The organism is Paenibacillus sp. p3-SID867, assembly GCF_025142895.1.
Lineage (GTDB): Bacteria > Bacillota > Bacilli > Paenibacillales > Paenibacillaceae > Paenibacillus_AQ.
This window is the reverse complement of record NZ_JAMBDM010000045.1, coordinates 1-11,165: the sequence shown is the minus strand read 5'-3', so window position 1 is coordinate 11,165 and position 11,165 is coordinate 1. Positions and strand designations below refer to the sequence as shown.

At 42.2% G+C, this 11,165-nt stretch carries 13 protein-coding genes; 8 read left to right on the top strand and 5 right to left on the bottom strand.

Annotated elements, in window-relative coordinates; genetic code table 11:
- The 3 genes from M4D81_RS34425 to M4D81_RS34415 form a co-directional block, all read right to left on the bottom strand.
- On the bottom strand, window positions 1–195 hold a 195-nt coding region (locus M4D81_RS34425; RefSeq protein ID WP_260069662.1), incomplete at its 3' end, for a helix-turn-helix domain-containing protein.
- A 19-nt stretch (window positions 196–214) separates the two neighbouring features.
- Window positions 215–406, bottom strand: a complete 192-nt coding sequence (locus M4D81_RS34420; protein ID WP_260069661.1) for a hypothetical protein — start codon at window positions 404–406, stop codon at window positions 215–217.
- Between the two features lie 350 nt (window positions 407–756).
- Window positions 757–2,109 (bottom strand): MATE family efflux transporter, encoded by a 1,353-nt coding sequence (locus tag M4D81_RS34415; protein ID WP_260069660.1) that lies wholly within the window; start codon window positions 2,107–2,109, stop codon window positions 757–759.
- A gap of 135 nt (window positions 2,110–2,244) precedes the next feature.
- Between M4D81_RS34415 and M4D81_RS34410 the strand changes: the two genes are divergently transcribed.
- Entirely contained in the window at window positions 2,245–2,931 is a 687-nt protein-coding gene (locus M4D81_RS34410; RefSeq protein ID WP_260069659.1) for a TetR/AcrR family transcriptional regulator, read from the top strand.
- A 612-nt stretch (window positions 2,932–3,543) separates the two neighbouring features.
- Here the strand turns inward: M4D81_RS34410 and M4D81_RS34405 are convergent.
- A complete protein-coding gene (locus M4D81_RS34405) occupies window positions 3,544–4,434 on the bottom strand; it encodes a LysR family transcriptional regulator (RefSeq protein ID WP_260069658.1) in 891 nt (296 codons plus the stop codon).
- Window positions 4,435–4,535: 101 nt separating this feature from the next.
- On the opposite strand from M4D81_RS34405, the gene M4D81_RS34400 reads away from it, so the two are divergent.
- A complete protein-coding gene (locus M4D81_RS34400; RefSeq protein ID WP_074961910.1) occupies window positions 4,536–5,444 on the top strand; it encodes a DMT family transporter in 909 nt (302 codons plus the stop codon).
- Window positions 5,445–5,804: 360 nt separating this feature from the next.
- On the opposite strand, the gene M4D81_RS34395 is transcribed toward M4D81_RS34400, so the two are convergent.
- Complete coding sequence (locus M4D81_RS34395; RefSeq protein WP_113061840.1) at window positions 5,805–6,560, bottom strand: SDR family NAD(P)-dependent oxidoreductase; 756 nt, start codon at window positions 6,558–6,560, stop codon at window positions 5,805–5,807.
- Window positions 6,561–6,792: 232 nt separating this feature from the next.
- Here M4D81_RS34395 and M4D81_RS34390 point away from each other — a divergent pair, with 232 nt between their 5' ends.
- The 6 genes from M4D81_RS34390 (at window position 6,793) to M4D81_RS34365 (ending at window position 10,349) form a co-directional block, all read left to right on the top strand.
- Window positions 6,793–7,176, top strand: coding sequence for a MerR family transcriptional regulator (locus M4D81_RS34390; protein ID WP_194542708.1), 384 nt, complete (start codon window positions 6,793–6,795; stop codon window positions 7,174–7,176).
- Window positions 7,177–7,748: 572 nt separating this feature from the next.
- Window positions 7,749–8,315, top strand: a complete 567-nt coding sequence (locus M4D81_RS34385) for an NAD(P)H-dependent oxidoreductase (RefSeq protein WP_260069657.1) — start codon at window positions 7,749–7,751, stop codon at window positions 8,313–8,315.
- A 236-nt stretch (window positions 8,316–8,551) separates the two neighbouring features.
- The gene (locus tag M4D81_RS34380) at window positions 8,552–8,962 is read left to right on the top strand and encodes an ABC transporter permease (protein ID WP_260069656.1); all 411 of its coding nucleotides are present in this window, start codon (window positions 8,552–8,554) and stop codon (window positions 8,960–8,962) included.
- A 2-nt stretch (window positions 8,963–8,964) separates the two neighbouring features.
- Complete coding sequence (locus M4D81_RS34375) at window positions 8,965–9,240, top strand: hypothetical protein (RefSeq protein ID WP_260069655.1); 276 nt, start codon at window positions 8,965–8,967, stop codon at window positions 9,238–9,240.
- Between the two features lie 86 nt (window positions 9,241–9,326).
- A complete protein-coding gene (locus tag M4D81_RS34370) occupies window positions 9,327–9,812 on the top strand; it encodes a trypsin-like serine protease (RefSeq protein WP_311200742.1) in 486 nt (161 codons plus the stop codon).
- Between the two features lie 105 nt (window positions 9,813–9,917).
- Entirely contained in the window at window positions 9,918–10,349 is a 432-nt protein-coding gene (locus tag M4D81_RS34365; protein WP_260069653.1) for a hypothetical protein, read from the top strand.
- Window positions 10,350–11,165 lie beyond the last annotated feature (816 nt).

Genomic DNA, 11,165 nt, shown 5'->3' with positions numbered 1-11,165 from the left:
GACAGACCCTTGAACTACGGATCGTCTGGTAGACGAATTGGAATTTTTCTTCATGGATGGACGCCCTTTCTTTGTTGGCTCAAGGGCTTCTAAACCGCCTGTCTCCATCTTTCTCTGCCAGGAATACAACATGGAGAAGTCCGGAAGCTTAAACAAAGCAGCGGTATCCATGAGAGAAGCGTCTGATTGAGCCATATGATTGAGTACGTCCAGTTTAAAGCTTGCCGGATAATTTTGTATAGCCGTTAGTAAAGGCAGTCTCACCATGCATCTTATAGAGCTTCAACCAATATTGGAATTGAGACTTGGTAACGCCCATTTGATTTCCGTATTCGGTCTGAGATAGAAGATCAGAGTCATACCCTTGAATTAATGCCAATTTGCTATCCTTAGTAAATTTAGTCATAAAAAAACTGCACCTCCAACTGTTAGATGTGTCTAACAATTGGGGTGCAGTTCAAAGTCGCTAATTTAGCGGCTTTTTTGTTTTATCGGTACAAGTTCTTGTCCCGAGTCGAGGATAAGAACTTGTACCGATTGCCGTAATGGACAAGAACATGAGCCGATTCCCGATTAGATAAGTATCTAACTATGTTTCCATGCAATCTCATTAAGCTAACGGGCAGGATAATTGAAGATCAAACTCGTTGAGCCTTACTACAAGTGAAGGCGAAACTTTCTGCTTCACCTATCTAGAAAAGGCAGGAGCATGAGTTGCCCTTATCCTGCCTTCTTGCGTGTTTTAGGTTTTGGTTTCTACTGTACTAAACTATCAAGATCCGGCTGCAATTTGTTCCGCAAAACATACAGCATGATGGCACCGACAAGGAATGCGACGGCATCCGCAATGACGAGCGACCAGATCACCCCGTGGAAGCCGTTCATCCAATTGGCGATATAGAGCACAGGAATCAGAGTAACTCCTTGAATAACGGACATAATAAACGCGGCTGTTCCTTGCGCTGTTGCTTGGAAGATCCCTATGAACAACGTGGTCATTCCTGTAATGAACAAGGATAAGAATGTCACATGCAAAATGTAGCTGCCCATTTCGATTAATTGAGGGTCATTCGTAAATAAACCAATCAAGTGATCGGAAATCAGATAGACGATGACACCGAATACGATGGCTAACGCCACAATCGTTTTGATCGTAAATCCAATGGTTTGCTTCATCCGTAATTTATTCGCTGTAAAGGAAAAGGCAATGAGCGGCACGACTCCCTCGCATAAGCCCATCAAAATAAACTCAGGAAATTGCAATAAACGTGATGAAATTCCGTAAGCCGCTACGGCCGGATCTCCATATTCAACAAGAAAACGATTTAAGATGAGCGACATTGCACCCAAAAAGATACTCATCATAAAGACGGGAACTCCGATTTTGAATACATTGCTCAGAATTTCCTTGGAAGCCTTGAACCATTTTACGGAGACGGTTAAGAATTGGCTCTTGTTTCCTATATGGAAGGCGTAGAATGCACTCGCAACCAAGTTGGAAATAACCGTAGCAGACGCAACGCCGATCACATCCCAATGGAACACGAAGATGACGAATGCATCGAGAACAATATTGACGACCACACTGAGAATCATACCGATCATCGATGTGATGGCTGCACCCTCCGAGCGCACGATATTCTCCAGCGTGAAGAATAATACAACGAATGGTGAACCGATAAGCATAATCGTGACATAGTCCTTCGTGAATCCGAAGGAGTCAGGTGTTGCCCCCAGTCCATAAACGATGGGTTCGATCAACGGGAGACCGACGGCCATCACAATCAGACCGAGAACCAAACTGCTGTAAAAAGCAAATGAAGATACTTGCTTTACATCATCATATTTTTTCTCTCCCAGCAAACGGGAGATGAATGTACCGCTACCTATGCCAATCAAGTTGCCAAGCGCCATAATAATTGCGAATAACGGCAAGGTTAGCGCGAGTGCGGTTAACATGGCGGTATTGTGAAGCGTACCAAGGAAATAGGCATTCAAGATGGAATAGATGACACTCATTGACGTGCCTAGCATCATAGGTACAGCGAAGTGAGCTACGGCCTTTGCGACCGGGGCTTTTTCAAAGTAATGGAGGTTTTCTGCATCCATGTGGGTCACTACTTTCTTTATTATTTTGGGTTCAATCTTACAGTGTTAGATTGAACCTTACAGTGTTAGATGATATCATGATCCTATGAACCTGTAAAGTATAAACTTACACTGTTAGATAAAGGACGGATAACGATGAAAAAACAGCAACCTCAGATATCGGAGGATAGGATTTTGGAAGCCTCGTGGGAGTTACTTGGTGAGGAGGGGATCGAGAAATTCAGCATGAGACGATTGGCCGTTAGGCTAGGGATTCAGGCTCCCTCTATATACTGGTACTTTAATAGCAAACAGAATCTCTACCAGCGTCTGGCCAACCAGGTATCGAAAATCATTCTGGAGGAGTACCGCTCCGAGGGGGACTGGAAGGAGCAGCTGAAGGGACTTGCGGTAACGGTCCGAAGCGTGCTCAGCCGGTATCCTTGCTCCACGCAGCTCATGATGTCGACGCTGCCCCACGAACCGGACATCATCCGGTTCACCAACCGTATGCTGCTCTGCGTGGAATCGACGCCGCTTGAGCAAGAGCAAAAAATACAAGCAGTTCTTACGATTATGAATTATGTCTTCAACTTTGTTCTGGACGATTATGAGCACCAGCGTAATGTTTCCGCGATTCTTAAGGACCATGGAGCGGGAGCGCTTCCGGGTGAGGAAATGACTCGCCTTCTGGATTCCATGAGCGAAACGGATGCGGGACTGTTCCGGAGAATGTTCACGAACGGGCTGTTCGAACTGATGGGGACTGACAAGTCGTTCGAGTTCGGCTTGAAGTTGATTCTGCTCGGGATTGAGCAGGTGATAAAGGAGCAGGAGAAGTAGGAACTAAGAACCGCTCATCCGGTGATCGGATGGGCGGTTTCGAATAGGCTTACCGTTTAGTCGCACCAAACTGCGCTATAGATGATACGGGGAACCTTACCAGAAGTAGGGCAAAATTTTGTTCAGTAGGGTGGAGAGAAAGATTTATGTCGGGGGACAGGATCATGTTCCCATTGAAAGTCGCTAATTTAGCGGCTTTTTTGTTCTATCGGTACAAGTTCTTGTCCCGAGCCAAGGACAAGAACTTGTACCGATTGCCGATTAGAAAAGCATCTAACTATGTTTCCATGCAATATCCATTAAGCTAACGGACAGGAGAGTTTAATAAAACAAGGGTATAATACACAAAATACTGGAGGGAATGTCTTGTTTAAACGGTTTGTTCCTCTAATTTTCATCTACTTTGGCCTTTGTAATCAACTATGAACCACTCATCGCTACAGCTACATCTATGCTTTTGCCTTTAAATGCTGAACAAAATGCTAATAGAACAAGATGTCTTAAGCATTGATATTCGAAATCGAACTAGTACAGAAAGAACTATTGTTGAGGATTTTAAAAATACTAATTATTTGGGGAACTGAATCTTCTGCCATGCGCGATAATTGAACATTAGTGGAACCGATCCCCGGATAAATAAAGCTCCTTTGCAGTCTGGAGGAACAGTTTCACCCCATGTGAAGCCTCCTTTAATGAAGGAACTGCCAAGTGAATGTCTCTATAGGGCTGCGGATTAATGGTCCGGATGCGGACATTAGGTGGCAGTGTAGATAGCGACAAAGAAGTTTTCGATACGATCGAGATTCCCAAGCCTTCTTGAATCATGCTCAACGCCGTGTTTATGTTGTGACCGTTATATTTGGCGTACAACGTGGTTCGGAATTGCTTAAATAGCTCAAAAATCGGCGTTACAAACCCGCCTTTGCACACAATCATAGGTTCATTATCCAGATCCGTAATATGAATGGTTTGGCGGCTTTGCAAGGGATGATCATCCCGATGGACCAGGCATAATTCATCTCGAAAGAACGGAATCGTTTCAAGCTCGTTGCTCGGCGGTATAATCCAACCGACATCGATTATTCTGGATTCTAGCCATTTTTTAATCTCTTCGATGGTTCCTTCAAACAGTTCAAATGTCAGCCCCGGATGCTTCTCCCCAATGATTCGCAATAATTTCGGCAAGAAGTGCGCGGACACAATCGGGAACACCCCGACACGAACGGTGCCAACTTCAAACCCTTTTTCAGCGGTTACCTCCTGCTCTACCTTATTGTATCCATGCAAAATCTCTCTGAATATGGCAAGCAAGCGCAAGCCGATATCGGTGAGGATAACCCCGCTTTTTCGTTCACGAATCATGAGAGTGACTCCTAATTCCGATTCAAGCGTTGAGATGGCTCGGCTGACGGCAGGTTGTGTCATATTTAATTGCTCACCGGCTTTGGTAAAGCTACCAGTCTCGACTATTTTCACAAACAACATCAATTGCGAATGTGTCATAACAATTATGATATCTCCTTCATAATAAATATGCATTTTATTTATAAGTTGATCTATTGTACCATGGTAATCACCATTACACAAAGGAGCGCTGAAGATAAATGCAACTTTCGCGAACACTTACTGTTATCCTGTTAACCTTTTTAGTCGCAATGTGGGGAGTGAACTGGCCGTTGTCCAAATATGCACTCGAGTTTGCACCCCCATTGCTTTTTGCCGGCTTGAGGATCACGATCGGAGGTCTCATTCTGCTTCTTTTCGCTTTGCCGCGTTATAGATATCTTAATTTGAAGCATACTTGGCATATTTACCTAATCTCCGGATTACTGAATATCATTCTCTTTTTCGGTTTTCAAACGTTCGGACTGAATATGATGCCTGCCGGTCTATTTTCGACGATCGTGTTCATGCAGCCCGTTCTTCTCGGAATCGGAGCTTGGTTGTGGTTAGGCGAATCCATGAACGCTTTCAAAATAGTCGGCTTGGTTCTAGGCTTTATAGGAGTCGCTGTTATCAGCATAAACGATGGCTCTGGAAATATTTCGACCGTTGGTATCTTGCTTGGTTTAGCCAGCACGATTACTTGGACATTCGGTACGATTTATATGAAGAAAACATCTACTAAAGTCGATGCAATCTGGTTGACTACCCTTCAGATGATTTTTGGTGGAATTGTATTGTTGATAGCGGGTACTACCGTTGAAAACTGGACGGATATCGCTTGGAACCAAACGTTTATCTCGACTTTATCGGTTATTGCAATCTTCTGTACGGCCTTGACCTGGCTCGTTTTCTTTCTGCTTGTCAGATCGGGCGAAGCCGGCAAAATCGGATCGTTTAATTTTCTGGTCCCGCTCATTGCGATCGTGATCAGCGTTCTCTTTTTGGGAGAAACGATTACGACCAAGATGGTGGTGGGACTTATTCTAATTATCATAGGTATTGCACTTGTAAACCTCAAAATGAAATCACTGCAAAAGCGCGGCAATATGCAAAAGGTGGATATGTAGGCAAGGTAGGGGTAACGCAAAATCGTTATTACTCATGATATTGATTAATGATCTATTGGCTTAACCAAGTGAATTACGGTTTATTGAATTATCAGGAAAAGATACCCCTAAAAAAGCAAAGGCAGTCGACCAAGAGATCGGCTGCCTTTGCTTCTTGAACTAAGGATAGAATAGTTGGAATAGAGTGGATCATAGGAAGCAGCCCGTGACAAGTACATGGTAACTTATTGTAACTCAATATTAGATGCCCTTACTTGGTAGTCCAACATAGCTGACACTATCCTTAGACACACAATATGGTCGTATTCGTTCGGCAACAGCTCTAGTTTCACGGATTGTCTTTGCTGCTATTACTTGCGATCAGATATTCTGACCACCCGAAACTTCGATTCTCTGTGCATTAATCCAGCGATTGTCGGATCCAAGTAGGTTGGCGACTGCAGGACCAATGTCCTCGGGTACGCCGACTCGACCAAGGGCAGTCATCGAGGCAAACGTGTCATTGTAAGCAGGTATGTCGCGTACAGAACCTCCTAGAAAATCGGTTTCGATTGCACCAGGTGCAATAGTATTGGCGGTTATACCTCGGTGACCAAGTTCTTTGGCCAAATAGATGGTTAGAATCTCGACCGCACCCTTTGCGGCGGAATAGGCAGAGAAGCCAGGATAAGAAACGCGAGTGAGTCCCGATGAGAAGTTCACGATACGACCACCATCTGCAAGAAGCGGCAGAAGAGCCTGGGTCAAGAAAAATACGCCTTTGACATGCACATTAAACAGGCCGTCGAACTGAGCTTCAGTAGTTTCGGCATAGTCTATCATTTCTCCGTGGCCGGCATTATTCACTAAATGATCGAAAGTGTCACTATCCCACGTTGACCGCAGGGTCGAACGTACTGTCTCAGCAAAGGCCGCAAAGCTGGCAATATTTCCAACATCAAGTTGTAATGCCACTGCTTTACGACCCAAAGATTCGATCTCAGCAACAACAGACTTTGCTTCTTCTGCTTGGCTACGATAGGTCAAGATGACGTCACCGCCATGACGGGCAATACTGATGGCAGTATTGCGACCAAGTCCACGGCTACCACCAGTGACGATTGAGATATTATTCATTGTAACTTCATCCTTCCAGAACTCATTTTTTAATTGCATTGTTATCATAGATGATAAAGTTTACTTTAAGTCAAGACATTTTCACTGAAAAATTAGTGTATAATTGAACCAGTGAAATATTTGATTTCATCATATTTTTCTCTTCTTTTTACAGCGTCAATTTGGTTTTTTAATTAGATTTTCCAAAAAATCAATTAAAGTTTACTTTAATAGGAGGTGATGAGTTTTATTTATGTTGACTATAAAGAAAGTGACTGAATTGACAGGAATAGCGGCTCCGACACTTCGATATTACGAAAAGGAGGGGCTGCTTCCGCATGTGAAGAGAAATGAAAATGGGAAGCGGTTATATGACGAAAATGATTTAAGCTGGATTCACTTCGTTACTGCGCTTAGAGCAACAGGAATGCCGATTGCTCAAATTCAGAAGTATGTCTACTTGTATAAAGAAGGAGATTCGACGATTTCGGAACGAAAAATGATGATGCTCCATCATAAAAAAGAAATTGAGAAAAGCATAAGAGAGCTATATTTTAATTTAGATAAAATAAACTATAAACTTGCTCTATATGATGTAATAGAATCTCAGATTGAACGAACTAACATCAAAATTTGATTATGCCCAAATACAAAGTCGCTAGATTAGTGACTTTGTATTTTATATAATTGTATTTGAGTCAAATATTCATTTCCAAATAGCCATACCTATAACGTCAGATACAGACCGCGTAAAATAAGTACTGACATGATACTGTTAAGGCAGTGGGTTGAACGTCGAATATGAAATCACGACAAGTTTATTCATTTACAGAGGGCCTCAAACTATGGAATTATGAAATTTTATGTAAAAATGACGAAATATGAGTTGCATTTCAGAGAAAGAAGACATAAAATAGTCAACATGTTAGTGATTGATCAATTACTAAATATCCATATTCAAATATCGACAAGCGACTTATCTTGAGGTGCGTGTCGTTTAGATTCTCTTAATCTCACTGACTAGATTTACGGGTTCTTTAAGTCATCAGACAAGACTTAGGGGAGGCGAGGGGAGTCTTGTCTACCATGTATTGGAGCAGGTGGTATTACAGATGTACAGATCGAGGTATGTGCTAGTTTTTATGTAAATGTAATTGATCAATCAATAATTATCACAATTTGAAGCGCTAAATGAGAGGAGATATCCCTATGAACCATTTGATCGTGTATGCCCATCCGAGAAAAGTAAGCTTTAACCATGCTATTTTGGAAACTACCGTTCGAAGCCTCCGTCAAAAAGGACATGAGATTATCGTACGCGATTTATATGCGATGGAGTTCCAGCCCGTCATTAGCAGTAGCGAGATACTAGGCGGCGTAGGTGAAGACATTGAGCAGGAGCAGGAGTATCTGAAATGGGCTGACGTGATTACCTTCATCTATCCGATCTGGTGGACCGGACTGCCTGCAATCGTCAAAGGTTATATTGAGCGGGTTTTTACTTACGGATTTGCCTATCGTTATGTGAATGGGGAGCAGAAAGGATTGCTGAAAGGCAAAAAAGCCATAATCATCAACACGCAAGGGAAATCACATGCCCAATATGCAGCTAGCGGTATGGACAAAGCGTTAATATTGACATCCGACAAAGGAATATTTGAATATTGCGGTATGGAGGTGTTGCACCATGTATTTTTCGAGTCCGTACCGAGCTCCGACGAGGCGACGCGTACGGCGTGGCTGAAACAAATCGAGGAGGTAGCGGGCAAAGCGTAAACAATATGGTATTAGACATTATAATTAAACAACGCATCTCTTGATGCATTCAGTGTTTGATCCAATATGTCAATGGAACAATGGATATGGTTGTAGAAGGGTTTACGATCCAGGCATGACTCCTTCGGAGCTGATTAGGGGCCTCGTTCGCCACGACGTTGCGATCGAATCGGTCTTCAAACGGGCACACTCTCTGGAGGAATACTTCATGAACCTGATGAAGGGGGATGGCGACGATGCTTAAACTGATCTCGCTGGAATTCCGGAAGTTCCGGTTCGCCCGTTATATCGGCTATGCCGCCATGGCCGAGCTAGCGATCCTTCTGTTTCTGACCCTAATAAGCATTACCGATTATGGAGCCGAGGATTACGCTTATTCCACATACCCAGAGTCGTTCATGCTGATCGATACCTTCGTGAGGGCAACCTTCATGATATTCGCCGGTTCGCTGCTCTCATCCATGATTGTCTTGGAATACAGAAACAAAGCGTTGACTGTGCTCTTTACGTATCCAATCAAACGCCACAAGCTGATCGTTGCCAAATTGGTCATCATCTTCTTTTTTACATTCGGAATGATCATGATCACCGACGTTCCATATTGGTCGCCGTGGATCGCTTCTATCCCTTCATTGGGGATTCGCTGACGATGGAACAGATAAGAGTACTGCTGATAGAGTACACCGTTAGTTCGTTGTCGGCTGCCGCGATGGCGCTGATTCCTTTGTTATTCGGCATGCGCAAGCATTCGATTACGGCCACGATGGTCTCCTCCATCCTGCTGGTGATCATCGCATGTTCCGGCTTTAACGGACCGCTGGTATCCATTAACTCCAACTTGGCGATCCACCTGTTGCTTGGAGGCTCCGGCTTGTGGATTGCCTGGCTGTCGATGCATCGCCTGGAGACTAAGGACGTGAACTAGGCGGCGCGGAGATTCAGGTCGATTTCAATCTGCGAAAATGAAGTTAGGATAATTGCGAATCACTTAAGAAATTTTCTTAGAAGTCTGTGGACTGTGCAGGAGTCCGTCCGAATGAAAAGTGGAGATACGAGCGTTCCATCCGAGAACATGTGGGTAGCAAAGCAGATGTCGGCCTAATTAAGTTATCTAGTAATAAATATCTAACTAATAAAATATATAAAGGAAGTACAATGCCAATGGGGCAATATACTTCCTATCAAAAATCTAGGCAAGAGATGCAAATAGGTGACAAACTATGCTTTTCAGGAGCTACTACTGGTTTTCAATGCGGGAACATAATAAGTACTTATAGTAGTCCAAGTTTAGATGGTAGTCTGTACCCTGGATTGATTGTAACATCAGAAATCGATAGTGATGGTGGAGATAGTGGTGCGCCTTATTGGTACAATGATGTTCTTTTGGGAATTCATACGTCAGGTTATGGAGATTCATCTTATGAAAGGACACACTTTACGCATGTGGCAGAAGCAATAAATTTAGGAGGAAATATAACTCCTTATATTTCGAATTAATAAAGTTTAGTTTAAAATATTTCTGTCTGTATGAAAATTATTATAATTTTGAATCTAAATCACAATTATATGCGTCTATTTTAATAAATGGGTGGGATAATATAAATGAAAAAAAGCGCATCTAGTCTAATCTCTATTTTACTGGTTCTTTTCTTAATGGCCTGTTCATCTTCCGAAAATAACATTGTAAAGAATATTGAAAACGAGAACCAGACAACAGAGGATAGTTTCGATTCACATAAAATTGGTGATTTAAAGAAGTCTACACTTGAACATTTTGTTATCGAAAATCCAAATTATAAAAAAGAAAATCTAGAGAGCAGATGGGTAGAGGTAATCAATATACAAAATAGTAATGAACAATTTTTCGTTACAGTAAAAGATCAGGAAAGCAATGAACGTCTGATTCTTAAAAATGAAACTCAAGATTTATCAAGCTTACAGGTGGGGGAGAACATCATAATAGTAACAACAAAGACGTGGCTGGAATCCAATCCACTACAAAATAATGTTTTAAAATTAGTTCACTTACAATAGAAAATACAGGACCCAGTAGACAAGAAAAAACACTATATGGGGTAGTAGCAGCGAAGCTGACACCGCCCGCAAATTAGATGTGATTAAATAGGAAATTATGTCGAGGGACAAGAACGTAGTCCCATTGAAAGTCGCTAACTTAGCGGCTTTTTTGTTTTATCGGTACAAGTTCTTGTCCCGAGCCAAGGACAAGAACTTGTACCGATTGCCGTAATGGACAAGAACATGAGCCGATTACCGATTAGTTAAGCATCTAACTATGTTTCCATGCAATTTTATTAACCTAACGGGCAGATTACGTTAATGCGAATGGGGGGGTTATTGTTGACTCTAAAGCAATGTGGTGGGTATTATTGCCATATAGTGATGATTAAGGAGAATAGACGATGTTTATTTTGACTATAAAACAATCTCACCATCATGATAAGCGTTAATCCATTCCTTTAATAATATGGGATGGGTTAACGCTATTCGCGCTTCCCATCCTGCGATATGCAACGCGCAGGACTTAGGATCTAGCGCGTTTTTTTATTTTTTGTTACAAAAGAAATGGAGGAGTAGAAATGGCCTCAATCATCATTTGGGATGGTACATCAGAGATTGGTGATATCGCCGAAATAGATAGGAAATTAATTGAATTCGTGTGATATATGATTAAACTATCGGGAAACATTAAAACAACTTTCCAACCACTGGAAACGTTTTAATCAAGGGGGGGAGCTTGGATATTTTGTAACGGAAGAATAAATGATATTTAAAGATGGAGGAATAAATTATGAAGACGAAGGAAGAAAATTTTCCAAATGATAGCACCAT